Genomic DNA, 25,607 nt, shown 5'->3' on the forward strand with positions numbered 1-25,607 from the left:
ACTTGCATAGAAAAGAGTGAGCAAATGGATGTAGTAGTCTTAGCAGGAGGCTTAAGTGATGAACGTGATGTGTCACTATCCTCAGGAAGCCAAATTGCCAATGCCTTGATTCGAAAAGGACATCGGGTATTGTTGGTTGATTTGTACGAAGGTAGCCAATATGCTGATTTTGCATCAGCTTATGCAGCGGAGCGACAAGAGCAGTACATGTATGATGTGCCCAAGGTAGCGCCAGATCTGTTAGCTTTGATGCAACAGTTTGATAACCGGCAAGAATTGATTGGTCCAAATGTGATTGAATTGTGTCAAAGTGCTGATGTCGCCTTTTTAGCCTTGCATGGTGGGATTGGTGAAAATGGGAAATTACAGGCGCTGTTTGATTTGTATCGGATTCGTTACACCGGTAGTGGTCACGCTGGTAGCTTATTGGCGATGGACAAGCATTTGGCTAAACAGCTGATGGTCTTTAACGGGATTCCGACGGCTAACTGGTTGATGTACCGTAAAGGCGAGCCGATCCCCCAAGTGGAATATCCTTGTGTCGTAAAACCTAACGATAATGGCTCTAGCATCGGCGTCAAGATGGTAGATAATGAAGCTGGCTTGATTCAAGCCTTGAAAGAAGTGACGCAATATGGGGAGCGGGTCATGATTGAGCAAAAAATCAGCGGCCGTGAATTCTCAGTAGGTGTTTTGGAAGGGGAGGCCCTGCCCATCATTGAAATTATCCCTAAAGCTGGTTTTTATGACTACGAGAATAAATATCAAGCGAATGCCACAGAAGAAGTCACACCAGCTGCGTTAACGGAATCGCAAACGCGCAATATGCAGCAATTGGCTCTGAAGGTCCACCAAATTTTAGGATTGGTTGGGTATTCCCGCATTGATTTTATGCTGGCACAAAGCGGGCACATGTATTGTATTGAAGCAAACACATTGCCTGGCATGACGCCTACTAGTTTGTTGCCGCAAGAAGCAGCGGTGGTGGGGCTGGACTATGACGAGTTGTGTGAACGACTTTTGACTTTAGCCTTTAAAAAGTAAAAAAAGGGAGCAAGCCGAAGCCTGCTCCCTTTTTTGCTATTCGATAACTAGTACGCCTTCTTTTAAAGCAAAAGGACTTTGATCGTTGATATGGTCAAAGAACATGACGCCATTCAAGTGATCAATTTCATGCTGCACTACGATAGCTTCGTAGCCTTTAAGTTTTTTCTTCTTTTGATTGCCGTCGATATCCGTATAGGTAATAGTGACACGGGCGTGGCGCACGACATAACCGGGTACTTCGCGGTCAACCGAGAGACAGCCTTCACCTTCAGCCAAGCAGGCATCCTGTACGGAGTGACTGATGATTTTAGGATTGTAGAGGACATCCTTAAAGATTGGTTCGGGCTTTTCCGGATCAGCGCTGGGTACTAACACGGCTGTGATTCGTTTGGAAACATCAATTTGCGGTGCGGCTAAACCAACACCACCCCGCAGTTCCAACTCCTCGGCTTTAACCGGGTCTTGACTATTTTCTAGGAATGTCATCATTTCCTGCCCTAAGGCGATGTCTTCGGCGCTTAAAGGTAGGCTGACTTCTTCCGCAACTTTTCGCAAAGTCGGATGACCTTCGCGAATGATATCTTTCATTGTAATCATGGGTAGTTCCCTCCAAATACTATGTAGACGCCGCAGCGAATGCGGTCCATATAGTAGTGTACCACAAATGGAAAAAAGAGGCAGAAAAATTGTTTGAAACAGGGCCTGCTCATGTGGAAAAGGCTTGCTTTTAACGCAGCTTTCCTGTAAAGTATTCCTGTATGGAAACATACCGCCTGACACTTGGTTGTGCGAATCACCAACGCCTACTCAGTTTCGGGAAGAAAATAGAAAGAGGTGAAAAACATGGCAATTTCAAAAGAACGTAAAAACGAAATCATCAACGAATACGCACGTCATGAGGGGGATACTGGTTCTCCAGAAGTACAAATCGCTGTATTGACTGAAGAAATCAACCACTTAAATGAACACGCACGCGTACACAAAAAAGACCACCATTCATACCGTGGTTTGATGAAAAAAGTTGGTCACCGTCGTAACTTGTTAGCTTACTTACGTAACTCTGACATCCAACGTTACCGCGAATTGATCCAACGCTTAGGCTTACGTCGTTAATCATCAATGGAAAAGTGGGATTCAGCCGAATCTCACTTTTCTTGCTATTTTAAATTAGGTCTTGAGGAGTCTGTTGTTCACTACTATGCAAATGTGAGAAAGAAATCATGGTCTTTTTGACATTTGTTTAGTAGCACGCTGACATCCTCAAGGAGAGGAGCGTATTATGACAAAACAAGTATTTACTACCACTTGGGGCGGCCGTCCCTTGCAAGTTGAAGTCGGTCAACTGGCTAAGCAAGCCAATGGTGCCGTATTGGTACGTTATGGCGACACTGTTGTCATGTCAGCGGCCGTTGCATCAAAAGAGGCGAAGGATGTTGATTTCTTCCCACTAACAGTTAACTATGAAGAAAAAATGTATGCCGTGGGGAAAGTCCCTGGTGGCTTTATCAAACGTGAAGGACGTCCTAGTGAAAATGCGACCTTAACGGCGCGCTTGATCGACCGTCCGATCCGGCCAATGTTTGCGGAGGGCTTCCGTAACGAAGTCCAAATCACCAACATCGTGATGAGTGTGGAACAAGATAATACGCCAGCTATGGCAGCTATGCTGGGTTCTTCCTTAGCGTTGTCAATCTCTGATATCCCATTTGATGGACCGATTGCCGGTGTTGAAGTGGGCCGCGTTAACGGAGAATACGTGTTGAATCCAACGATTGAGCAACAAGCAGCTTCTGATATCGACTTAAGTGTAGCTGGTACGAAACAAGCCATTAACATGGTAGAAAGCGGCGCTAAAGAAGTCGGTGAAGATGACATGCTGGGTGCTTTGCTATTTGGTTTCGATGCGATTAAAGAATTAGTGGCCTTCCAAGAAGAAATCGTAGCCGCTGTGGGCAAAGAAAAAATGGAAGTCAAATTATTGCAAGTTAATCCAGAGTTGAAAAAAGATATTTATGACAGCTATTACAGTGTTATGAAGACAGCTGTTATGACGGAAGAAAAATTGGCTCGGGAAGACGAGATCGAAAAAGTCAAAGAAACCGTCAAAGAAGTTTTCAACGAACGCTTTGCTAACGTTGAAACCGAAGACTTAGTCCAAATCAGTAAAGAAATCAAACAAGTAGCCGAAGATCTTGAAAAAGATGTTGTGCGTGAATTGATTACTATTGACAAAATTCGACCTGATGGCCGTAAACTGGATGAAATTCGACCATTGGCTTCTGAAGTAGGTCTGTTACCACGAGTTCATGGCTCTGGTCTATTTACACGGGGTCAAACACAAGCGTTGTCTGCTTGTACATTAGCGCCATTAGGGGAACATCAAATTATTGATGGCTTAGGCGTTCAAGACTCAAAACGTTTTATTCATCACTATAACTTCCCACAATTCTCGGTTGGCTCAACTGGTCGTGCCGGTTCACCTGGTCGTCGGGAAATTGGGCATGGTGCTTTAGGGGAACGGGCTTTATCGCAAGTCATTCCTGATGAAACAGAATTCCCTTACATGATTCGTTTAGTAGCAGAAGTTTTGGAATCAAATGGTTCTTCTTCTCAAGCAAGTATCTGTGCTGGCACGTTAGCCTTGATGGATGCTGGTGTGCCAATTAAAGCGCCAGTAGCTGGTATTGCAATGGGCTTAGTATCTGACGGCGAAAACTATACGATTTTAACCGACATCCAAGGTTTAGAAGATCACTTAGGCGATATGGACTTTAAAGTTGCTGGGACCAAAGATGGGATCACTGCTTTGCAAATGGATATCAAGATCCAAGGGATTACTGAACAAATCTTAACCGAAGCTTTAGCGCAAGCGAAAAAAGCTCGGATGGAGATCTTGGCAGAATTGACGTCAACAATTGCGGCACCACGTGAAGAATTGAGTCAATACGCACCGAAGATTGAAATGATCCAAATCAAACCTGAGAAAATCAAAGATGTGATTGGTAAAGGTGGCGACACCATCAACGGCATCATTGAAGAAACCGGCGTGAAGATTGATATCGATCAAGATGGAAAAGTCAGCATCGCTTCAGCCGACGCTGCTATGATTCAAAAAGCCATCAAGATTATTGAAGAATTAACGAAAGAGGTCGAAGTTGGTCAAGTCTATCTTGGTAAAGTCGTTCGAATCGAAAAATTTGGGGCTTTTGTTAACTTGATTAAAGGGAAAGATGGCCTAGTCCACATTTCTCAATTAGCTAATGAACGGGTTAATAAAGTCGAAGACGTGGTAAAACTTGGCGATGAGATCTTAGTCAAAGTGACTGAAATCGATAAACAAGGTCGGGTTAACCTATCTCGTAAGGTCTTATTAGAAGACGACAAATAAACAACTGATTACGCTGGCACCTCACAAAAATGAGGTGCCACGTTTTTGATTTTGCAATTGTAAATATAAAAGCATAAAAAAGCGTTAAGGGTCTAGCCAACGCTTTTTTTTATTCTGAAAGAGTGATAGAATTGGGATTGGTTTTGTATATCGAAACGTGCCAGGGGTGTAAATGTGAAGAAATTTAATCCAAACAAAAATATTATTATAACGCTGATCGTAGTGATCATCGTGGTGGCGGTCATTACCGTAACGGCCGCACAGCGCGCTAAAGACAATAAGAACAATCTTGTTCAATCCGTTGCGAATGATACGGTAGGGCTGATCGATAAAGGTCTCTCTTATCCGGTGAAATTCGTACAAAATGCCGTCTCTTCTGTTGGAGACTTGATCAATACTTACCAAGAAAATAAGGATTTGAAAGCAAAAATCGACAGCTATGACGAAGCTGTTATTAAAAATAAAAATTATGAAAAAGAAATTGATCAATTGAAGCAAGAGCTTGAATTGAATGAAACACTCACGAGTTATGACAAAGTCACGGCTAATGTGATTACCCGTTCGCCAGATACTTGGCAGGACATGCTGATTGTAGATCGCGGCTCAAAAGATGGCATCGAGGTCAATATGGCTGTTATGAGTCAAAAAGGATTGATTGGGCGTGTGATTGAAGTCAATGCTTTGTCTTCTAAGGTCGAATTACTGACCTCGGCTAATCAAAACGCCAATCATTTTCCAGTTCGTATCAGCTCGAAAGATGGGAATGCTTATGGTCTGCTGAAGTCTTATGATGAGGATCACCAAGCCTTTGTCGTTTCACAACTTACTGGCAACACAGACCTGAAAAAAGGGGATGTTGTCCAGACTTCTGGTCTAGGAGGCAATTCACCAGCCGATTTATTAATTGGGACTGTTGAAGAAATCAAGCCCGATAAATTTGGGCTAGAACGGCAAGTCTACGTCAAACCTTATTCAGAACTCTATGATATTTCAGTAGTCACTATTGTGAAACGTCTAGTAGAGGATGGTCAGTAATATGACAAAAGCTAATTTGAAGTATTACGCCCCCGTCCTATTCTTTTTCTTTCTATTATTAGATGGTCAATTAACCAGCTTTTTAGATGGCTATACTCATAATGTTTATTTCGCTATCTCGCATTTTCTCTTGCTGGCATTTCTATTGGCAACGGATGTTTTACCCAAACGTTATCTAATCGTAACCGCTCTGATTTTAGGGTTGATTTATGATAGCTATTATGTGGGGATTATTGGTATTTATTCAGTTATCTATCCTTTGACGGTGGCGTTGATGATCACCTTTGAAAAGACGATTAACACCAACGTCTTTACGAGATTTTTTGGCGCAATCATCAGTATTACGTTTTTTGAACTGGCAGCACTAGTCATGCAGATGTTATTTCAATTTACCAATGCTGCGCCTCTTTACTTTATCTCGCGGGCGCTGGGGCCAACACTCTTACTGAATATCTGTCTCTACTGGATCTTTGTCTATCCCTTGGGAAAACTCTTTTTTATCTGGCGACCACGTAAACGACCTGCTAAACAATAGGCAGGTCGTTTTTTTGCAGAATTGTTCAATAAAATTATGTAAAGCTGTCATTTTTTAAAAGGGATTTGAAATGTTTTTGTAATGTTAGCTTTATCTCGCTGACACACTGCTATGATACAATTCTTTTGTCTTAAGGAAAAATTAGAAATTCAAGATAAATTGAAATGCAAAAGTCGGAGGAATGAAGAGTGAAGAAAAGTTTGTTTTCAGCATTAATGGTTTGTTCGTTAACTCTTACCGCAGTGGCTTTGCCCGTTGCTGCATCAGCAGATGAGTTTGATACTAAAATTGAACAACAAGATCAAAAAATCAATGAATTAAATAGCCAAATTTCTTCAGCAGAAGCTGAGTTATCCCGTATTGAATCTGATATGACCACAACCGCTGCCAAAATTGATGAATTGACTGCACAAAAAGCGGATTTGACAAATCAAGTCAAAAAATTGCAAAAAGAAATTTCAGATTTGAATGTTCGAATTCAAAAACGTGAAGTGAAAATTCGTGAACAGGCTCGTTCTGTTCAAACAGATGGCAATAGCAACACTTATTTAGACGTAGTTTTAAATGCAGATTCTATTTCGGACGCGATTTCGCGTGTAACGGCTATGACCACAATCGTCAATGCCAACAATGATTTAGTAAAACAACAAAAAGAAGATAAAGAAGTTGTGGAAACAAAATCCGCTAAATTGGAAAAACAATTAACAGCTTTGGAAGCTTCTGAAAAAGAATTAGCTGAAAAAAGCGACTCACTAAAAGCGATGAAGATCCAACAAGAAGTCGCGCGTAATGAACTAGCAGCACAAAAATCAACGGAAGAAAGCAAAAAGCAAACATTCCTTGATCAAAAAGCTGAAGCAGAACGTAAGCTAAAAGAAGAACAAGCTCGTATCGCAGCTGAAAAGAAAGCGGAAGAAAAACGCCAAGCAGAACTAGCAGCGGCACGTGAACAACAAGCACAACGTCAAGAACAATTACAACAAGAATCAGAAACAGCGACTCAAGTGACTGAGACTGAAACAGCAGCGGACACGTCAAATGAGTCAAATGAGTCAAATTCTGGTGGTCAAACAACACCAACTCCAGCACCGACACCTGCTCCTGAAAAACCAGCCGAAAACAATGATAATGGCAATGCAGGCTCAGGTAGTTCATCTGTTTCTTCTAGTAAGCAAGCAGCTATCAATGCCGCTTTGGCAGATGTTGGGAACTCTTATGCAACAGGTTGGAACCAACCTGGTGAATGTTTAGTAGCTGTTCGTCGTTGGTTAGGCGCTGGCGGTATTGGTTTCGGTTTTGGCGGACCATACAGCCAATTGGCTAACTCAGCTTCACAAGTTTCTTGGTCTGACGTACAACCGGGGGATGTCGTGCAATATTATAGTCCAGTGTCACCAGATGCTTGGATTGGCGGCGTTCATACTGTTTTAGTCGTTGGTGTTAGTGGTGGCACTGTCACTATCGTTGAATCCAACAACCCAGGAGGATCAGGCTACGTTTCTAAAACAACTGGCTGGGCTCCAGCACCACCAGCAGGAATGACTTACGGGGTCTTCCGTTTCTAATCAAACATTTATGGCTGGTCAGCAATCGCTGACCAGTTTTTTTATTTGCTAAAGGAGGTCTAGGCAATGAAACGAGCTATGAAGAATGGACAATTTTATTTGGGGGTCGCCCTGGTGATTATGCTGATTTTATTTATCAGCTCTTCGCAAACTTACGAACAACAGTCACAAGTTTCACTGTTAGAAAAATTATTGCAAAATGAGCCTTTTAAGGACTCTTTAAAGGGGATTTCTTTTGAGTATGGCGGGAGTCCGGTTAGTATTGCTGCCTCAGGTTATTTCAAATTTGTGGAATTTTTCATCCGTAAAGGCGCACATTTTTTGATTTACTTTATCTTAGGTGGTAGTTTCTATCTGGCTTTATTTCCACGTCTTAAAACTTTTTGGCTTACAGCAATGTATAGCTGGCTAGCGGCGGTTGGTTATGCCGGTTTAGATGAATTTCACCAAATGTTGACCGGAGGGAGAACACCCTTATTTCAAGATGTGATGTTGGATGGCTTTGGCGCAATGACCGCTATTTTGTTGATCATGTTGGTTAAACGTTTGAAGTAGTTTTTTGTTTTAGTCACTGACTTTCGCTATAATAGAAAGAAAAGGGAAAGCAGGGAGATAGATGTCTGGACATTCAAAATGGCACAACATCCAAGGAAGGAAAAATGCACAAGATGCGAAACGAGGCAAAATTTTTCAAAAAATTTCGCGAGAAATCTATATGGCGGCGAAGCAAGGTGGCCCAGATGCTGCCACTAATCCTGCATTACGATTAGTGCTAGATAAAGCCAAAGCCAATAATATGCCCAATGATAACATTGAACGGGCAATTAAAAAGGCGACTTCTGCAGGCGAGGGCGAAAATTTTGAAGAAATGACTTATGAAGGGTACGGTCCTGGCGGTGTGGCTATTTTAGTGCATGCTTTAAGTGATAATCGCAATCGTACTGGAACCAATGTCCGCGTGGCTTTTACTCGCAATGGTGGTTCCTTAGGCGAAACAGGTTCTGTTAACTATCTTTTCGATCGCAAAGGTTATCTGGTTATTGAACGCGCGGAATTGTCAATTTCAGAAGATCAGATGTTTGAAGAAGTTATTGAAATCGGCGCGGAAGATTTAGAAGCCAGTGCTGAAGTATTTGAAATCTACACAGCACCTGAAGATTTTACTAGTGTGCGTGATCAGCTGGAAACAGATGGTTATGTATTGGCTACGGCTGAATTAACAATGATTCCGCAAACTACGGTACCACTGGCCGGTGAGGAACTAGAACAATTGAACCGCTTAGTGGAAAAATTGGAAGATGATGATGATGTTTCTGAAGTATTTACTTCGTTAGCTGAATAATTTTATTTCAGACCATTCTCTAGGGAGAATGGTCTTTTTTTCGTACTTAAAAGTGAAGGAGGTGGATGAGTGCAACTGACAGGTTTAGTGAAGGCGTTGATGGAAACTGCTGTTCAACAAAATGCCGAAGATATTTATGTGCTCCCTTGCGGAGAAGAATACGAAATACGGATCCGCAATGCCCAAGGAGTTACGCTTTACCAGCGATTAGCGAGTTCAACGGCAGAAAAACTATTCGTTCATTTTAAGTATCTAGCGGACATGGACGTAAGTGAGGTTCGCAAGCCACAGTTAGGTAGCTGTGATTATCCTTTAACTGAAGCAGTCCGTCTGCGTATTTCCACAGTAGCCAATTTTCAACTACGCGAAAGTATGGTTATTCGGCTTTTACGACACAATGAACAGCGTCTTTGTTATGCTACTGATCTGGCGCCATTACAGGCTACCGCTAACCGGCGTGGGCTCCACTTATTTGCAGGACCAGTAAGTTCTGGTAAGACGACACTTATGTATCATTTGGCTAGCTGTCATCAGTTCCAACAAGTGATTACGATTGAAGACCCGGTGGAGTTGATTCATGATGCCTTTTTACAGTTGCAAGTCAATCAGGCAATTGGCGTTGACTACGAGAGCCTCATCAAGCTTTCGTTACGGCACCATCCAGACTTGCTGATTATTGGGGAAATACGTGATGAACAGACCGCTCAAATGGCGATTCGAGCCGCCTTAACGGGCCACGTCGTTTATGCAACCATCCATGCTAAAAGTACGAAAGGCATCCTTGCTAGATTGAAGGAACTACAGGTAAGTGAACATGAGTTGTTAGAAAGTCTGCAATCTGTTACGTATCAGCGCCTATTGCCATTTCTGGATGGTAGTGTCCAGGTTGTCACGGCATCATCAATAGGAAAGGAGGTTTATACTACTGATGACTCTCATTGGAACAAACAAATTACAGATTTACAACAGACCGGCCGCATCGCGTCGTCGGTGGCAGTCCGCGAAACCCTTTAGTTTGAAGCAGCAGGCTCATTTCTTAGAAATGCTAATAAAACTATTGCAAACAGGCTTCTCCCTGCCGCAATCGTTGGCGTTTATTTTGTCTTTAGAACAAGCACCCATTGCACAACGCTTTCAGCAAACCTTAAAGAATGACGGAACCTTGACGGCGGCCTTCAAGGCGATTGATGCCTCACCTCTAGTACTAGCCCAGATACAGCTGGCCTTGATTCATGGTGACTTGTTACAGACATTGGTTCAAATTAACCAACAATGGCGTTATCAAACCCGTCAAAAACAGCAATTAATGAAAGTTCTCGCCTATCCGCTATTGCTTTTCGCGTTTCTATTTCTGATGCTACTGGGGTTACGGCTCTATCTGCTCCCACAATTACAAGCCTTTATGACTGAAACCAGCCCCACGATTTGGCTGATTGAAAATCTACCACTTATTTTAGCGGGGATGTTAGGCAGCGGTCTACTATTAGTGGGGGGCGTAAGGTGGCAGCTGCGAAAACGAAGCGCTACTGAAAAAGCCAGCTTTTTAGTTAAACTACCTCTAATAGGCGCCCTCTATTGTTGGTATCTGACGGCATTTTTCGCGCTGGAGTGGGGGAAGCTATTCAGTCAAGGCTTTGAGATGCGCCAGGCCGTCCAAATCATGCAGGAATCCCCTTATGATCTGATGCGAGAATTAGGGGTTGATTTTCATCAGCAGTTACAGGCAGGGCGCCCTTTTAGTGAAGCCTTGCTTAGTTGCCCCTTTTTAAGTAAGGAATTACGGCTTTTGGTTTTAAAGGGAGAAAAAGTCGGACAACTGGGGCAAGAATTACTGATTTATCAAGAATGGCTATTAGAAAAATTAGTAGCTAAGATGGAAAAATTACTGACCTACATCCAGCCGCTGGTCTTTGTTATGATCGCGCTGTTTATTGTGGGAATCTATGCGGCATTATTATTACCAATTTATGGAAATCTAGGAGGATAAGGATGAAAATGAAGAAATTGAAAGGGTTTACGTTGATTGAAATGTTAGTAGTGCTTATTGTAATTTCTGTCCTGTTATTACTGTTTGTTCCTAATTTAGCAGGGACCAAAGAGAGTGCAGAAAAGCAGGGGGATGCGGCGGTTGTCAAAGTAGTAGAGACGCAACTAGAGGTTTACCGACTGGATACGGGGAAAACAGCAGTGCCTGAGGATTTAGTTGGTGAGTATATTACCGCAGACCAGTTGAAAATATATCGGGACAAGTACCCTAAGTCTGAGCAATGAAGCTTGCCGGCTTTACCTTGGTAGAGAGCTTATTAGTCTTACTAATTGTAACGATTTTCTTTGGCTTACCAACAATTGCGATTAGTGGCTGGCAAAAAACGATGGCGGAGCAACAATTTTTAGAGTTGTTTCAAAAACAGACGATTATGACGCAACAGTTGTCTATCACTCAGGATATAAATGGCAATATCCAGAAACAACCAGATCAGGTAGTTTTCAAAGTAGCGGAAACGAGACTACCGGATCTTAAAATACCAGCAACAGTCACTTGGCGAGGCGCTACACGTTTAGTGTTTAAAGCGGGGACAGGGAATATCAATTTTAATGGCGCAAAGTTTGTTTTTGACTGCCAGCATCAGCAAAAGCGGGTGACCTATACTTTTATGATTGGAAGTGGACGCTTTAGTGAGACCGTGGAAGAACTATAGAGGATTTTTATTACTAGACAGTTTACTAGGCTTGACAATTATTACGGGAATCATTATTTCGCTCCTAGTTGGCAGTGTTTTTCTATTAACGAAAAATCATGAGCGTAAAGTGCGTCTAGAGCTTTCTCGAACTCTTTATGAAGAGGCTCAGCGCTTAGCCCGCAAAGAGCCGCTCCAAAGTACACGTCAGACAGGTTTTTTAAAGGATATTAGGGTCACCTTCAATAAAGGAAGTCTACAAGCTACTTGGCAGGAGCAGAAAGTACGTGTTGATAGTGAAAAATAGATTGGCTGGTTTTACCCTAATAGAATGTTTAATAGCACTTTTTTGCTTGGCCGCCAGTCTGCTATTTATTAGTGGTTTTGTCAAACAGATCCCGACAATTCGGCAACAATTGGATGGGAATCGTCAACAGGAATGGCACGCCTTTTTGCATCAACTAGATCATGAGACTTCAGGCTGGGAATACGCCCTAAATTCATCAGCGATTTTGATGTTTAAAAAAGGAAGCAGTATTTTGAAAATTGAACGATACGGCGATGTGATACGTAAACGGGTAAATAATTTGGGTCATCAGCCATTGTTGACAAAAGTGTACAATTCAAAATTTTCTTTGCAAGGCTCGGCCATCAAAATATGGGTACAGTTTGAGAGTGGTGAAGAATATGAGACGTGGTGGTTTCCGCATGAAAAAGCTACAAGGTAGTGTTTTGCTGACGGCGCTTTACTTTATGAGTCTGACAGTCTTTTTGTTATTGTTACTGCTACATGATTATCAAGCAACAGCAACCTATTGTGAGAAGCTGTCGCAGTCTTATCAAGAGAAAACGCAAGTAATACTAGAAAAGATTGTTGAAAAGAAAGCGGATACGAGCAAGATGAATTCTTCTCTAAATAGTGTAACAGAGTAATAGTACAGAATATAACAGCAGTCGTTGATCTGAAAAGTCAATAGACTGCTGTTTTTGTGTTTTTATTCACAAACTAATTCTGCTGAAAAGAATTGATTATTTTATGGTTTTTCGGTAAAATAGAACAGGTATATTTGTTGTTATAGTCAGAGAAAATGAGGGATGCAATTGTTTCCAGAAAAAATGGAAAAGGCTTTCGAAGGAAATGTCGAAGCGATCTCGTTGTTACAGAAATCGTTAGGGATTTCTTATCTGGATGCCTATGTTGAGCAAATCGAAAATATCGTGGATCATTTTCAAGTGCGCGTAGAAGATGGTGAACCGGATGAAGCAACTGTTGAGCAATTAAAGACGTTGTATGCACAGCTGCAAGAGATGACATTGGAGCCTGAGGAACGGCGGAAGCTATCACAGTTATTGTTGTTGAAGGGGAATAGTCTGGAACCAATGCAGGCAAATCACCAATTAACGCCAGATGGTATCGGCTTTTTATTCGTTTATTTGTTGGAACAATTGTTGGACAAAGAAGTTCGACTATTGGATCCAGCGGTGGGAATGGGCAATTTGTTGTTAACCATCATGACGAATCTGCAGTTAGCAAAATATACGGTCACAGGAATCGGTGTTGATATCGATGAGACCTTATTAGCAGTTGCTGCAGCGGATGCAGAATGGACCGAACAACCGGTGGAATTATTCCACCAAGACGGTTTGCAAGATCTGTTGATTGATCCTGTGGATGCCGTGATCTCAGATTTGCCAGTTGGCTTTTATCCTAATGATCAACGAGCACAAAGTTTCAAAACAGGTGTAGCAGAAGGTCATTCCTATGCCCATCATTTATTGATGGAACAAGGGATGCATTATGTTAAGCCTGGTGGCTATGGTGTCTTTTTAGTGCCAAGTAATCTGCTGGAAACAGAGCAAGCGCCTGAATTGAAAAAATGGCTAGCGGAATCTGTCTTTTTACAAGGGCTGATTCAATTGCCAGATGAATTGTTCAAGTCAGAGCAATCACGAAAAAGTATTCTATTAGTACAAAATCGCGAAGGCGGTCTGCAAAAAGAAGTGCTCTTAGCGCAATTAACGTCGCTAAAAGATCCAAAGGTACTGCAACAATTCTTTAAACAATTTGAAGACTGGTCGTCTTCGAATAAATAATAAAACACTTAAGGGAGAGTATTATGTCTAAAACAATCGCAATCAATGCCGGAAGTTCTAGTTTGAAATGGCAATTATATCAAATGCCATCTGAGGAAGTTGTCGCAAAAGGAATCGTGGAACGAATTGGTTTGAATGATTCTATCTTTACAATCAAATACGGCGATGACCAAAAATATAACGAAGTTGTGGATATTAATGACCACGAAGTTGCGGTTAAAATGTTGTTAGACAAATTGATTGAATTAAACATTTTAGCTAACTACGATGAAATCACTGGTGTAGGTCACCGCGTAGTTCATGGTGGCGAAATCTACAAAGATTCTGTTGTAATTGACGATGAAGTTATCAAAAATATTGAAGAACTTGCTGATTTTGCACCATTGCACAATCCAGCTAACTTAATGGGCATCCAAGCCTTCAAAAAAATTCTGCCTGAAATCATCAGCGTAGCAGTTTTTGATACAGCTTTCCATGCAACTATGCCAAAACACAACTATTTGTACAGCCTACCTATCGAATATTATAATGACTACAAAGTTCGTAAATATGGCTTCCATGGAACTAGCCATCGTTATGTTTCTCAACGTGCAGCGGAAATGTTAGGTAAACCAATTGAAGAATTGAAAATCATTACTTGCCATTTAGGTAATGGTGCTTCTATTACGGCCGTAGATGGTGGTAAATCGGTTGATACTTCAATGGGATTCACACCATTAGCTGGTGTCACTATGGGAACACGTTCTGGCGATTTAGATCCAGCTGTATTACCTTACTTGATGAACAAATTGAACTTGAACATCGATGAAATGGTAGATGTATTAAACAAAAAATCTGGGTTGCTAGGTTTGACTGGCATTTCTAGCGACATGCGCGACTTAGAAGCAAACATGGACAAAGAAGCTGTTCAAGTTGCTTATGATGTCTTTACTGACCGTATCCGTAAATATATCGGTGGTTACGTAACAACAATGAACGGTGTCGATGCAATCGTCTTTACTGCTGGTATTGGTGAAAATGATGCGCACGTCCGCAGCGAAGTTATCAAAGGCATGACTTGGTTTGGTTGCGAATTAGACGCTGACAAAAACAACACTCGTGGGGAAGAAAAAGTTATTTCAACAGACGACTCTCAAGTCAAAGTCTTGTTGATCCCAACTGACGAAGAATTAATGATCGCACGCGACGTAGAACGTTTGCGCTAAGCTTTAAAAGAGGTATTTAGTCACCAACGGTTAACTATTAAAAGAGGCATGACAAGATTGATTATTCGATCCTGTCATGCCTTTTTGTATATTGAATAGTGTGTTATACTTTTTGTAACGAGTTCGTGACAAACGGGAGGGTTAAAGATGTTTATTTATGTAGGATGTGCCGGTGGGGGTACCTCAAGTATGCTTTGCCAGCGAATTGTCAAAGCAATTCAACAAGATGAGAATTTAACAGCGATTTTTACGGATGTGGGCAACGCTTTTCGAAAACAGCGCGAATACGGCAATGACTATGATCTAGTTTTTGCTTATGGTGGTATCGGGGCTATCCGAAGTTATAACGCTTTTGATTTTGGACGCCTATTTGATGTAGTTTTTGTGGCACCGCAAGTTCGGTTTCTAACGCCGACGGTCAAAGATTTATTGCGGGAATTCACCACTGTTGTTCGGGATATTCCCATGAAAATTTTTGGGATGATGGATGGACCTAGAGCCTTTGCTGACTTACTGGATGAATTGATTACACTGGATGATGAGCGTGCTTATCAATCCGCTACGATGACTGCCACCAAAGCCAGCGATAAGGATATTGAAATTTTGGTGGTGGGAGGTGATAGTCAAAGTTCATATTTCCAACAATGTTTTGCCGAATGGGAAACAGGGGAGTTGCCTTATAGTACAGAAAACTTCTCGTTGGAGCGCTTGTATCAGTTTGAAACGACCGCAGATGTTGGACTGCGACTGTTGTTTGCTAGTAGTGCCCAGCTTAAGGAGGAAGAATTACCGAAAGTTGCGCGTAGAATCGACGGCGTTTGGGTGATGCCTCAGTCGCAATTAGGTTTTCAAGAAAAAATAGGGGGATTTCGAGAGTATCAGATACCCGTCTTTCAACCGGAAGCACGGGAAGTATTTTCAATGCAGGGGGCATCAAAACAGCAGGATTTTCTGCTGGAGGTGTTACAGCATGCAGAGTATACGCGAGAAATCAGCGTAGCGCGCTACGAAGAGCCACCACGAAAAGAACGGAAAACTTTCCTAGGTATCTTTTCGTGGGAATGAGTGACGAGTGAGATGCTGCCAATGATGAAATTCAGCTGGCGTTTGAAAGAGGTAAAGCAGACGTTCCTTCCCTAGAAACTCTTCCGTAATCTGAAGCTGACGCCCCGCTGCCAACGCCGCCTCTAGCTCCACCAAATCATGGGCTTGGATGCGCTGATTTAGTTGCGTTAAACTTAAACGGAGGCTGGGTTTGAGTGGGGCACCAAAAACGCGCAGCATGGCATCATAGGTTGTTAGCCAAACGGTGCCGCTTTTACGGACTTCTTCATCCGTAAACTTTCCTCGTAAAGCTGCTTGGCGAATCGTACTGCCGTTAGCCAAGCCCCATTTTTCAGCTGCCTCGGTAAAGGTTAAGACTTGATTCAAATCGATCATTAAAACACATCCCTTCGGTTTTATTTTAACGGAAGTAGCAAGAGATGGAAACAATCAAAAACGCCTGTCATCAATTTAGGTGACAGGCGTTTTGGTAAAAACTATTCGGCTTCTGGTAAATGATTTTCCAAATCAGTCCGGACAACTAAGACATCGCAAGTCGCATTACGAATGACATATTCAGAAACAGAACCAATAAACAGCCGTTCTACGGCATTGAGTCCAGTAGCGCCAATCATAATCAAATCGATATTGTGGTCTTTAGGTAATTGTTTGGCAATGATTGGTTTGGGTGAGCCGTATTCAATCGTATAGGTTACATTGTCACAACCATTGTCGTGGGCGATTTTTTTATAATCCTCAAGTGTTTGTTTGGCTAATTCAGTGGCCTGCTCAGCCAGCATTCCGTCAAAGGAAGAAACAGTTTGGAAGGCGCGTGTGTCAATGACGTGAGCTAGAAAAAGTTCCCCTTGATTTCGTTTTGCGACATTGACTGCTTTTTTGAAGGCTAACTCAGCTTCGCTTGACCCATCCACCGCAACCATGATTCGTTTATATTGTTGTAACATCTTGTCCCACTCCTTTTCAATTTATCAACTTAATTGTAGAGTATTTGTAGAAAAATGTGAAATGATAGCTCTAGCAGAGGCAAAAAAGGATGTCCATCACGATAATGGCCATCCTTTTCTTTTTTATACGGTTTGTTGTTCGGCACTGAGCTGCCGCAGCCGCTTAACAGCTTTGATATAGGAATAGATCAAGACAGCAACTGAGCCAAACCAAGCGAGCGGGCTGGCGATAGCTGCTCCGGCAAAGCCGAAGAAGCTGGTTAAAATGATGGCAGCAAAGGAACGCATCACCAGTTCCATGATACCAGCCAAAGTAGGAATCATACTTTGCCCTAGCCCTTGCAAGGTGTAACGGATGATGAAGAGAATTGCTAAGACCCAATAAAAACTACCGTTGGCCAAGAAATAAGTATGAGCTAGACGAAAGACTTCTGTTTCACTGGACTTAACAAATAATTTGACTAAAGAACCATTAAAGAAAATCATGAAAAGTCCGGCGACGATACTGAAGCCACAACTCATTAATAGACATTGTTTGACACCAGTCAAAATGCGGTGATATTGCTTAGCACCATAGTTTTGAGCGGTAAAAGTTGCCATGGTGATACCAAAGGAGGCCATTGGTTGGGTGGCGAATTGATCGATTTTACTGGCTGCTGCTTGGGCGGCAACAGCGTCTGTCCCTAAGCTGTTCAAAGCCGATTGGAGAATAATGGCGCCAATCGCGATGATGGAAGCTTGGAAAGCCATCGGCAGTGCTACCCGTAGATGGGCTTGGATAAAAGCGCGGTCGACATGAAAATCTTTTTTGCGAATCTGTAACATGGGAATGCGTTTTTTGATGTACCAGACACACATTAGGCTAGAACAAACTTGGGCGGTAACGGTGGCTACCCCTGCACCAGCGACCCCCATGCCGACATTCATAATCAGTACCAAATCTAATATTACATTGATGATACAGGCGATAATCAGAAAAACCAGCGGAGTACGACTGTCACCTAAGGCCCGCAGCATATTAGAAAGCAGGTTGAAGGACATTGCCGCAAAAATTCCTCCAAGAATTAGGCTAATGAAAGTTTGTGCGTCGTCAATGATTTCAGGCGGCGTCTGCATTAACTCTAGCATAGGATGAATAAAGAGCAGGCTTAAAATCGTCAAAATAACAGTGACTACCAAGCTTATGAGAATACTGGCAGCGAAGCTTTGTTTGACTTTTTTGTAGTCATTGGCGCCAAAAAATTGTGCGGTTAAAATAGACAAGCCAGATGTCAGTCCTTGGGCGAACCCAATGATCAAAAAAGCAATACTACCAGTGGAACCAACGGCAGCTAAGGCATTTTTGCCAAGGGTCTGACCAACAATAATGGTATCGGCCATATTATAAAATTGCTGAAAAATATTCCCTACTAATAAGGGGATCGTGAATAAAAAAATCAATTTAGCGGGATTGCCCCGAGTTAGATCTCTCAAAAGTGTCACTCCATTCAGAAAATTGCGATATCAGACTTTCATTATAGTAGCATAATGTAAGCGGAAAACAAGAGGGCTAGCTAATAAAATGGCATAGAGACACAAAAAGAACCTGTTAGGCAACAGGTTCTCAATCATCAAAGTCAAATTAAAGCTCTAGCGTTGTTTGATCTCACTTGGCAATAAAATCGTTTCGCGGCTACCATCATCATAGGCGTATACTTCGGCCGGATAATTGTCTGAGAATGGGAAAGGTAAATCCACATCCATTTCGACTTCGGTTCCTTCTTGTGAGAAGTGGATCGTTAATTGGCCTTCTTTATCTAATAAACGGAAAGTCAAAATATTGTCTAATGGTACGAGCCCTTTCAAGTCCATGTCAATAATGATCCAAATGCTGTCGATGATCTCGCCGGGTAAACTGGAAACCACTCCAACTGAAGCGTAACGAGAACGACGGCTGTCAAAACTATCATGCATATTAAGTCCTCCTTTGCCCGTTCTTTCTTTAAGTATAGTACAAAAAGAGTATCGGTGCATTGCTGATGTTTCATTCTAGCGAATTCCATCTGAAAATGCAATGAAAAACGTTTAAAAAAGGAACCTATAAAGAAGTTGCAAACGAAAATAAAAAAAGATGGGCGCTTGCGCCCATCAAATGTGTTCTTATTCTTCGCTACCAATAACTTCTGGTTCGCTAGCTTCAGCTGTTTCCCCATCTGCTTCTGGTTCAACTTGGGCTTCCACAACAGCAGCGATTTGTTCTTCACCGTCTGTCACGATAGTGTAATCAGCATTTTTTGGTAGGTCTGCTACGGTAATCGCGTCCCCAATCTTCAAGTCCGTTACGTCAACTTCTACGCGTTCAGGCAATTTGTCTGGTGTAGCCGCAACGATAACTTGGTAAAGGTTTTGGGCTAAGACGCCGCCTTCTTTTACCCCAACAACTTCGCCAATCAAGGCTACTTCTGTTTCGACTTCTGTTTCTTCCTTCATATTTACTGATAGGAATTCCACATGTTTGAAAGCCCGTGTGAAGGTATCTGTTTGGATTTTGTGGACCAAGGTATTGACTTTTTTGCCGTCAACATCTAGTTGTAAAACGACATTTGCACCGTTTTCCCGTAAAGCTTTGCTCAGTTCTTTTTCATCGACAGTGATAGGAGTGCTTTCGATTTGGTAACCATATACGACAGCAGGCACCTTACCGGCATGGCGTAATTCATTACGCAAGGAACGGGGACGAGTGGCTCTTTTTTCTGTAACTAATGATACTGACATAATCTATTTCCTCCTTTTTTCTGTGAATGATGAATATCCTCAGCAGCGGGGGAAACAAAAACCGACCTATTGCACACGCAAATAGGCCGGGAATGATTCGTACGCTTTCTTTCTCTCCCAGGTCATTACGCTGTTTTTGAGAAATTCTTATTCACTACACTATTAACCTTAGACGTCTTGGCAAGATAAGTCAAGGAATTCGATTATTGGGTCTTTTCAAGGAGCCAGGAACATTGTATAATGAAAAGTTGAAAATTCGCGAGGTGAGAGCATGCGCATCGACAAACTATTGGAAGCCAATCAGGTGGGCTCAAAAACGGCTATCAAGCAGTTGATTCGCGATGGCCTAGTCACCGTTGATGGTCGCTTAATCAGACAGCTAAATCATACCGTGGATCCTGGTTTCCAACAGATTTGTCTGAAGGGTCAGCCTTTAAAAGGACCTGGTCATCAATATTGGTTACTCTATAAACCAACGGGGGTTGTGACGGCGGTTCGCGATAGTCAATGGTCAACCGTGCTGGACTTGATTCCTGAGGCAGGTCCTAAAGTATTTCCTGTCGGACGTCTAGATCGCGATAGTGAGGGGCTGCTACTACTGACTGACAATGGTCAATTAGGGCGGACGCTCCTTTACCCAGAAAAAAAGGTGCATAAGACTTATCACGTGACCGTCAAAGAGCCGCTTGAAGCAGGCGTGCAACAGGCTTTTGCTGAGGGCATTATCTTTGCTGATGGCACTCGGTGTCTACCGGCACCCTTGACGATTCTAACGGCTCATACCGCTCTGGTAGAGATTCAAGAAGGTAAGCGGCACCAGGTCAAAAAGATGTTTTTAGCCTGCGGGAAAAAGGTTTTACAGTTGAAGCGTATCGCGATGGGACCGCTGAAACTGGATCAGCAAGCTCAGCCAGGGACTTACCGCAAGCTGAATCAAAGGGAATTGCAGTCACTGGTGCCTTATTTTGAAGGAGAGAATTAAATGAAATACTTACTATTTGATGTGGATGATACGTTACTGGACTTTCAAGCGGCAGAAGCCAAAGCTTTAAAGGCCCTGTTTGCTAGTGAGGGATATGAGTTAACGGCAGGGATGAGTCAACGTTATCAAACCATGAATAAACAATTATGGCAGGATTTTGAAAAGGGAAAAATCGACCGTGATGAGGTGACAACGACTCGCTTCAGTCGTTTCTTTAAAGAGTATGGCAAGACGGTTAACGGTGTGGCCATGGATCAGCGGTACCGCAGCTTTTTAAATCAAGGAACCGACTTGATGCCAGCAGCTAAAGAAGTTTTGACGGCCCTGCAACCAGATTACCAGCTATACGTGGTAACCAATGGTGTTCAGGAAACACAAGAAAAACGGCTAGCAGGTTCTGGTCTACGTCCTTTCTTCCAAGATGTCTTTGTTTCAGAAACGACTGGTTACCATAAGCCCATGAAGGAATTCTTCGACTATGCTTTCGAACGGATCCCACACTTTGATCCCCAAGAAGCCATGATTATTGGCGATTCTCTTAGTTCAGATATTCAAGGGGGCAAAAATGTGGGAATTGAAACGGTCTGGTATAATAATGGTCAAACAGCAGGGGTATTACGCCCAGATTACGAGATCCATCAATTACCGGAACTCTTGACGATCCTGAAAAAGGACGAAAAAGCCTAGTATTCATAAAAGAATTCGTTATAATAGACTAAGACAAAATTGAAAGAGGTAATTCATTGATGCAAGAGCGTAGCAAACCTATCGTGATTGGCGTTACTGGCGGTTCAGGAAGTGGTAAAACCAGTGTTAGCCGAGCAATCTTCAATCATTTTCCCGGACACTCGATCATGATGTTAGAACAGGATTCTTATTACAAGGATCAAAGTCATCTGAGCTTTGAGGAACGGCTGGCCACCAACTATGACCATCCCTTCGCCTTTGACACCGATTTATTGATTGAACACTTAGAAGACCTGCTCCATTATCAGCCCATCAAAAAGCCTGTCTATGATTATGTTGCTCATACTAGAAGCCAAGCTACCATCTTGCAGGAAGCCAAAGAAGTTATTATTTTGGAAGGTATCTTGATTTTAGAGGATACTCGCTTGCGGGATTTGATGGATATCAAGCTGTATGTTGATACTGATGATGATATCCGCATTATTCGCCGAATCAAGCGAGATATGGAGGAACGGGGCCGAACGCTGGACTCAGTGATTGAGCAGTATTTGACTGTTGTTAAACCAATGTATCATCAGTTTATTGAGCCAACAAAACGCTATGCAGATCTAATCATTCCAGAAGGCGGCGAAAATAAAGTGGCTATTGATTTATTGACGACTAAAATTGACAGTATCTTGAATCACAAATAAATATAGTAAGGCAAAGCGCCTCCTAAGAATTAGATTTTTATCTGATCCTTAGGAGGCGCTCTTTTTATGTAGGACTGTTAGTCAATTCGCAGTGGACAAAAGTGGTTGGTCGAGCAAGAACTTGGCGAACACTACTTTTGTCTTGTGCTTCTGCGATAAGGGCGTTTTTTTCAACATCATTTAAGGGACAGTCAAGGTGGACAGTATATTGAATCTCGTTAGTTTCGGCGGCACTGGTGAGTTCGTCATACTCTGGGTAAAGTAAGCCGGTCGTTACCACTTCCAATTCAAAAATTTTGACCTTTTTTTCTTTAGCGACACTGACGATACTAGTGGCGAGGCTGGCCGCGTAGGCAGATAGTAGTAGTTGAAGTGAATCAGCGCCTAGATCGGTACCCCCTACTTGTTTCATACGATCAGACAGAAAGGTATGGTGTCCGGTATTGATTTGTGTTTGAAATCCACGGCCTAAAAATTTAGCGGTTGCTTGGACCTTCATTCGCTTGCCTCCTTAATTCTCTTTTCTTTTATCATAAAACAGAATGTTAAAAAATAACAGCTTACCGAAAATAAATTTAGTGTATTTTTATCTATAATATTCGTTATTTATATTGATGTGATACGTTTTCTAACCAAAATGTATATAAATAACACGGCTAGACCGATTAGCAAAAATAGCAATAAATAGTTCTTGGATAGAAATAGCGTTTTTTCGTCGTTATACGTTGCGTTATTTTTATTTTTTGTAAAAAAAATGAATATTATTTTCTATTGAAAATGTTTTTTTATAATTGTTTATCGTAATTTTATTCGTTATGATAGAAGGTAGATAAGAACAATTATTAAAATAAAATGAATGGAAGCAGATAATATGTATCAAGCTTTATTAGACCGTGACTACAATAGTATCTTAGTTCTGTTAGATTATTTGTTTCAACGGGAAAGTACCCAGTGTACAATTCGAGAATTGGATCAGTATTTTGAATTGAATCGTAAAACAATTACCCGTTTGGTTCATATGTTTATGGAAGATGGAGAGAAAGAAGGTTGGCAGGAGGTTCAGCTTCAAGTAAATGAAAGTGGCCTGCGCTATAAATTTGAAGCAGATTACCATCCTAACCGTATTTACAGTTATTATGTGCGGAAAAGTCTCAATTTTCAGTTGTTGGACCAGCTTTTCAATGACCGTTTTAAAAGTCTGCATCATTTTGCGGAAGAACATCATTCTAGCCTAGCAACAGTTTCTCGCCGTGTAACAAAGCTGCGGCAGCTTTTATCGGACTATGACTTGACGCTGAAACTTCATGGTGGTCAGGGTATTGTAGGACCTGAGCATCAGATTCGTTATTTCTATACGAGTGTTTATTGGCATATTTTCAGCGATGGCTGGTGGCCTTTTCCCACGGTGGACCGAGAAGATTTGTTACAGGCACTAAAGCAAGTTCCCGTGATCTTACCGGGAGCAGACGAAATTGCTCTTATGCGGTATCAATTTTTCTTGGCTGTGGGTATTGTGCGCAGTCAACAAGGTTGTGGCGTGACTTTTTTACCTGAGACCTGTCAGAAATTTTGCTCACCGGCACTAAGCTATGCCCGTTTTCAACAGTTACCACAAGGCTCTAGCCAATGGCAGACACTAATATCAGATTCCCGGGAGGCACGCTTTAGCTATTTTTGTTTTTGTGCGGCGGGGATTGCGATGCCCGTAACGGTGGAGTTAGATCATCAACAAGTGGCTATTAGTGCTGAAACGACGCAGTGGTTGGAGCATTTTTTGACCCATTTTCAATTTCAACCTACTGCGATAGAAATGAACTATTTGCGAGCCAGTTTGGAATTGCTCCACGCTATGAGTAAAGTTTGGCAAGGAATTTTCTATGATTTTGGCAAAGGTAGCTCAGAAGAAGTTTTGGTATTGCGGGAAGAACGACTTTATCAGGAAATGGATTGCTTTACCGAAGGGCTTTTAAGAGAACCTGTCTTTGTGCAATTGGCCGAACGCAATCCACACTTGCTTTTTCAGTATATGCTGATTGCGCGGCCCGTCATCAGTCATTATCAGTTCATATTACGTGTATTGGTACTGTCTAAGGTCTCTTATGCACAACGTAAGTGGCTAAGCCAGCAGGTTCAAAAATATGCACCAGTGATGGTGGAAATTGTTACGTCTTTAGCAGGAAATTGGGATGTTGCGGTAGCAGATTTTCCTGTTGGCCCTTTGACAGAGCAGCCAGAAAAAATCATTACCATCCATCCAATCCCTACGGAAAGAGATTGGCAGAAAGTCAGTACCTTTTTACAAGAATGGGCTTGGCAAAGCAGCCATTAAATAATGAAATCAGCATGAAACAAGCACCTTTTCCATTAGGAGGGGGTGCTTTCTTTTCTGCAAAAAAACTACTATAATAGGTGGAAGATGTTTAAGTAGAGAAGGGGAAAAAGTGTGCGTTTATTATTTGTTGGAGATGTTGTAGGTTCATTGGGGCGGGAGACGGTCACCACTTACCTGCCTAGACTTAAAAAGAAATACCGTCCGCAAGTCACGATTCTAAATGGGGAAAATGCAGCGGCGGGACGTGGAATTACAGGGAAAATCTATAAAAAATTTTTGGCAGATGGCGTGGATGTGGTGACCTTGGGCAACCATACTTGGGACAATAAAGATATCTTCGACTTTATCGATGACGCGAAAAAAATGGTGCGACCTGCGAATTTTCCTACGGGCACTCCGGGCCAAGGGATAGTCTACGTGAAGGTTAACCAATTAGAATTGGCGGTCATTAACATGCAGGCTCGTTCTTTCATGGTGGACTTAGACGACCCTTTTCGAAAAGCGCAAGAACTAGTGGCGGAAGCTCGCAAACGGACGCCTTTTATTTTTATGGATTTTCATGGGGAGACTACGAGTGAAAAACAAGCCATGGGTTGGTTTTTAGACGGACAAGTTTCGGCAGTCGTCGGGACGCATACCCATGTTCAAACCAATGATGCCCGCATTTTACCAAAAGGCACCGCTTATTTGACCGATGTTGGTATGACGGGTCCTTATGATGGTGTTTTAGGGATGAAGCGCGAACCTGTTTTAGAAAAATTTTTAACGGCTTTACCGCAACGCTTTGAGGTGGTGGAAAAAGGTCGCAGCTTGCTGTCTGCTTGCGTTATTGATATTGCTGACAATGGTCAAGCACAAAAAATCATACCTATTCAAATCAATGAAGAAAACCCTTTTCGTGAGGAAACATAATGGATGAAATGATACAAAAAGCCTTACAAGAACTGGAAGGCCAGTTAGCGGAGCATGAAGTGATCCGCGCCTACCAAGAGATTGCAGCTAAAGTGCAAGAACACGAAGGCTTGCAGGCCTTGATTGAAGAAATCAAAACAGCTCAAAAGGAAGCGGTCAATTTTGCTCACTACGGCAAGCCGGAACTGGAAAGTTTCGCCTTGCAACGGGCAGATGAATTGACCGCTCGTTTTGACCAGCATCCGCTGGTGATCCGTTATCGGGAACGGCTCTTAGAAGCCAATGATCTCTTGCAACATATTACCCGCTTAATTGAAGCAGAAGTGAATAAAGGATTGGAAGGGGAGTAA

31 protein-coding genes are annotated in these 25,607 nt (G+C 42.2%); 24 read left to right on the top strand and 7 right to left on the bottom strand.

The features are described 5' to 3' along the window. Nucleotides 1-24 precede the first annotated feature (24 nt). Nucleotides 25-1,044 (top strand): D-alanine--D-alanine ligase family protein, encoded by a 1,020-nt coding sequence (locus ECA01S_RS08555; RefSeq protein ID WP_067394024.1) that lies wholly within the window; start codon nucleotides 25-27, stop codon nucleotides 1,042-1,044. Between the two features lie 36 nt (nucleotides 1,045-1,080). On the opposite strand, the gene def is transcribed toward ECA01S_RS08555, so the two are convergent. Then, nucleotides 1,081-1,644 carry a peptide deformylase gene (def, locus tag ECA01S_RS08560; RefSeq protein WP_067394027.1) on the bottom strand — a complete coding sequence of 188 codons (564 nt, stop codon included), beginning with the start codon at nucleotides 1,642-1,644 and terminating at the stop codon, nucleotides 1,081-1,083. A gap of 246 nt (nucleotides 1,645-1,890) precedes the next feature. Between def and rpsO the strand changes: the two genes are divergently transcribed. The 17 genes from rpsO (at nucleotide 1,891) to ECA01S_RS08645 (ending at nucleotide 15,954) form a co-directional block, all read left to right on the top strand. Continuing rightward, complete coding sequence (rpsO, locus tag ECA01S_RS08565) at nucleotides 1,891-2,160, top strand: 30S ribosomal protein S15 (protein WP_067394030.1); 270 nt, start codon at nucleotides 1,891-1,893, stop codon at nucleotides 2,158-2,160. Nucleotides 2,161-2,323: 163 nt separating this feature from the next. Further along, complete coding sequence (gene pnp, locus ECA01S_RS08570) at nucleotides 2,324-4,435, top strand: polyribonucleotide nucleotidyltransferase (RefSeq protein WP_174519979.1); 2,112 nt, start codon at nucleotides 2,324-2,326, stop codon at nucleotides 4,433-4,435. 174 nt (nucleotides 4,436-4,609) lie between these two features. Beyond that, the gene (gene mreC, locus ECA01S_RS08575; protein WP_067394035.1) at nucleotides 4,610-5,470 is read left to right on the top strand and encodes a rod shape-determining protein MreC; all 861 of its coding nucleotides are present in this window, start codon (nucleotides 4,610-4,612) and stop codon (nucleotides 5,468-5,470) included. Between the two features lies 1 nt (nucleotide 5,471). After that, on the top strand, nucleotides 5,472-6,005 hold the full coding sequence (gene mreD / locus ECA01S_RS08580) for a rod shape-determining protein MreD (RefSeq protein WP_067394037.1): 534 nt from the start codon (nucleotides 5,472-5,474) through the stop codon (nucleotides 6,003-6,005). Nucleotides 6,006-6,220: 215 nt separating this feature from the next. Further along, nucleotides 6,221-7,570 (top strand): CHAP domain-containing protein, encoded by a 1,350-nt coding sequence (locus ECA01S_RS08585; RefSeq protein ID WP_067394405.1) that lies wholly within the window; start codon nucleotides 6,221-6,223, stop codon nucleotides 7,568-7,570. A gap of 66 nt (nucleotides 7,571-7,636) precedes the next feature. Then, a complete protein-coding gene (locus ECA01S_RS08590; RefSeq protein WP_067394041.1) occupies nucleotides 7,637-8,125 on the top strand; it encodes a VanZ family protein in 489 nt (162 codons plus the stop codon). 61 nt (nucleotides 8,126-8,186) lie between these two features. After that, nucleotides 8,187-8,912, top strand: a complete 726-nt coding sequence (locus ECA01S_RS08595; protein ID WP_067394044.1) for a YebC/PmpR family DNA-binding transcriptional regulator — start codon at nucleotides 8,187-8,189, stop codon at nucleotides 8,910-8,912. A 69-nt stretch (nucleotides 8,913-8,981) separates the two neighbouring features. Beyond that, complete coding sequence (gene comGA / locus ECA01S_RS08600; protein ID WP_245631213.1) at nucleotides 8,982-9,926, top strand: competence type IV pilus ATPase ComGA; 945 nt, start codon at nucleotides 8,982-8,984, stop codon at nucleotides 9,924-9,926. Further along, on the top strand, nucleotides 9,841-10,899 hold the full coding sequence (gene comGB, locus ECA01S_RS08605) for a competence type IV pilus assembly protein ComGB (RefSeq protein ID WP_082703282.1): 1,059 nt from the start codon (nucleotides 9,841-9,843) through the stop codon (nucleotides 10,897-10,899). The genes comGA and comGB overlap by 86 nt, the downstream gene beginning before the upstream one ends. A 2-nt stretch (nucleotides 10,900-10,901) precedes the next feature. Continuing rightward, entirely contained in the window at nucleotides 10,902-11,183 is a 282-nt protein-coding gene (comGC, locus tag ECA01S_RS08610; RefSeq protein ID WP_067394049.1) for a competence type IV pilus major pilin ComGC, read from the top strand. Continuing rightward, nucleotides 11,180-11,611: a competence type IV pilus minor pilin ComGD gene (gene comGD / locus ECA01S_RS08615; RefSeq protein ID WP_067394052.1), complete on the top strand. Its 432-nt coding sequence runs from the start codon at nucleotides 11,180-11,182 to the stop codon at nucleotides 11,609-11,611. Before comGC ends, comGD begins: the two co-directional genes overlap by 4 nt. 31 nt (nucleotides 11,612-11,642) lie before the next feature. After that, entirely contained in the window at nucleotides 11,643-11,897 is a 255-nt protein-coding gene (locus ECA01S_RS08620; RefSeq protein WP_143139575.1) for a hypothetical protein, read from the top strand. Beyond that, a complete protein-coding gene (gene comGF, locus ECA01S_RS08625; RefSeq protein WP_067394059.1) occupies nucleotides 11,878-12,318 on the top strand; it encodes a competence type IV pilus minor pilin ComGF in 441 nt (146 codons plus the stop codon). The genes ECA01S_RS08620 and comGF overlap by 20 nt, the downstream gene beginning before the upstream one ends. After that, on the top strand, nucleotides 12,299-12,523 hold the full coding sequence (locus ECA01S_RS08630; RefSeq protein ID WP_067394062.1) for a hypothetical protein: 225 nt from the start codon (nucleotides 12,299-12,301) through the stop codon (nucleotides 12,521-12,523). The genes comGF and ECA01S_RS08630 overlap by 20 nt, the downstream gene beginning before the upstream one ends. A gap of 168 nt (nucleotides 12,524-12,691) precedes the next feature. After that, nucleotides 12,692-13,684 (top strand): class I SAM-dependent methyltransferase, encoded by a 993-nt coding sequence (locus ECA01S_RS08635; protein ID WP_067394064.1) that lies wholly within the window; start codon nucleotides 12,692-12,694, stop codon nucleotides 13,682-13,684. A 23-nt stretch (nucleotides 13,685-13,707) separates the two neighbouring features. Further along, nucleotides 13,708-14,889 (top strand): acetate/propionate family kinase, encoded by a 1,182-nt coding sequence (locus tag ECA01S_RS08640; protein ID WP_067394067.1) that lies wholly within the window; start codon nucleotides 13,708-13,710, stop codon nucleotides 14,887-14,889. 147 nt (nucleotides 14,890-15,036) lie between these two features. Next, nucleotides 15,037-15,954, top strand: a complete 918-nt coding sequence (locus ECA01S_RS08645; RefSeq protein ID WP_067394069.1) for a PTS sugar transporter subunit IIB — start codon at nucleotides 15,037-15,039, stop codon at nucleotides 15,952-15,954. On the opposite strand, the gene ECA01S_RS14455 is transcribed toward ECA01S_RS08645, so the two are convergent. The 5 genes from ECA01S_RS14455 to ECA01S_RS08670 all read right to left on the bottom strand — a co-directional run bounded on the left by ECA01S_RS14455 (nucleotide 15,931) and on the right by ECA01S_RS08670 (nucleotide 19,652). Continuing rightward, nucleotides 15,931-16,329 (bottom strand): helix-turn-helix domain-containing protein, encoded by a 399-nt coding sequence (locus tag ECA01S_RS14455; protein ID WP_067394070.1) that lies wholly within the window; start codon nucleotides 16,327-16,329, stop codon nucleotides 15,931-15,933. The genes ECA01S_RS08645 and ECA01S_RS14455 overlap by 24 nt on opposite strands. A 101-nt stretch (nucleotides 16,330-16,430) precedes the next feature. Then, nucleotides 16,431-16,898, bottom strand: a complete 468-nt coding sequence (locus tag ECA01S_RS08655; protein WP_067394073.1) for a universal stress protein — start codon at nucleotides 16,896-16,898, stop codon at nucleotides 16,431-16,433. Nucleotides 16,899-17,021: 123 nt separating this feature from the next. Further along, on the bottom strand, nucleotides 17,022-18,371 hold the full coding sequence (locus ECA01S_RS08660) for an MATE family efflux transporter (protein ID WP_067394075.1): 1,350 nt from the start codon (nucleotides 18,369-18,371) through the stop codon (nucleotides 17,022-17,024). A gap of 156 nt (nucleotides 18,372-18,527) precedes the next feature. Further along, nucleotides 18,528-18,851 carry a DUF960 domain-containing protein gene (locus ECA01S_RS08665; protein WP_067394079.1) on the bottom strand — a complete coding sequence of 108 codons (324 nt, stop codon included), beginning with the start codon at nucleotides 18,849-18,851 and terminating at the stop codon, nucleotides 18,528-18,530. Between the two features lie 186 nt (nucleotides 18,852-19,037). After that, on the bottom strand, nucleotides 19,038-19,652 hold the full coding sequence (locus ECA01S_RS08670; RefSeq protein WP_067394081.1) for a 50S ribosomal protein L25/general stress protein Ctc: 615 nt from the start codon (nucleotides 19,650-19,652) through the stop codon (nucleotides 19,038-19,040). Between the two features lie 271 nt (nucleotides 19,653-19,923). Here ECA01S_RS08670 and ECA01S_RS08675 point away from each other — a divergent pair, with 271 nt between their 5' ends. The 3 genes from ECA01S_RS08675 to udk are packed head-to-tail and all read left to right on the top strand — an operon-like array spanning nucleotide 19,924 to nucleotide 22,013. Beyond that, a complete protein-coding gene (locus ECA01S_RS08675) occupies nucleotides 19,924-20,634 on the top strand; it encodes a pseudouridine synthase (protein WP_067394084.1) in 711 nt (236 codons plus the stop codon). Further along, entirely contained in the window at nucleotides 20,635-21,321 is a 687-nt protein-coding gene (locus ECA01S_RS08680; protein WP_067394088.1) for a YjjG family noncanonical pyrimidine nucleotidase, read from the top strand. 59 nt (nucleotides 21,322-21,380) lie between these two features. Beyond that, on the top strand, nucleotides 21,381-22,013 hold the full coding sequence (udk, locus tag ECA01S_RS08685) for a uridine kinase (protein ID WP_067394091.1): 633 nt from the start codon (nucleotides 21,381-21,383) through the stop codon (nucleotides 22,011-22,013). Between the two features lie 64 nt (nucleotides 22,014-22,077). On the opposite strand, the gene ECA01S_RS08690 is transcribed toward udk, so the two are convergent. Then, nucleotides 22,078-22,512 carry an OsmC family protein gene (locus ECA01S_RS08690; protein WP_067394094.1) on the bottom strand — a complete coding sequence of 145 codons (435 nt, stop codon included), beginning with the start codon at nucleotides 22,510-22,512 and terminating at the stop codon, nucleotides 22,078-22,080. A 357-nt stretch (nucleotides 22,513-22,869) separates the two neighbouring features. On the opposite strand from ECA01S_RS08690, the gene ECA01S_RS08695 reads away from it, so the two are divergent. The 3 genes from ECA01S_RS08695 to ECA01S_RS08705 all read left to right on the top strand — a co-directional run bounded on the left by ECA01S_RS08695 (nucleotide 22,870) and on the right by ECA01S_RS08705 (nucleotide 25,607). Continuing rightward, nucleotides 22,870-24,342, top strand: coding sequence for an AcpB/EbpR/MafR family transcriptional regulator (locus ECA01S_RS08695; protein WP_067394097.1), 1,473 nt, complete (start codon nucleotides 22,870-22,872; stop codon nucleotides 24,340-24,342). Between the two features lie 114 nt (nucleotides 24,343-24,456). Beyond that, nucleotides 24,457-25,257: a TIGR00282 family metallophosphoesterase gene (locus ECA01S_RS08700; protein ID WP_067394098.1), complete on the top strand. Its 801-nt coding sequence runs from the start codon at nucleotides 24,457-24,459 to the stop codon at nucleotides 25,255-25,257. Then, the gene (locus ECA01S_RS08705) at nucleotides 25,257-25,607 is read left to right on the top strand and encodes a YlbF family regulator (RefSeq protein WP_067394101.1); all 351 of its coding nucleotides are present in this window, start codon (nucleotides 25,257-25,259) and stop codon (nucleotides 25,605-25,607) included. The genes ECA01S_RS08700 and ECA01S_RS08705 overlap by 1 nt, the downstream gene beginning before the upstream one ends.

The sequence above is a fragment of the Enterococcus canis NBRC 100695 genome, from assembly GCF_001544375.1.
In the GTDB taxonomy this organism is placed as follows: domain Bacteria; phylum Bacillota; class Bacilli; order Lactobacillales; family Enterococcaceae; genus Enterococcus_H; species Enterococcus_H canis.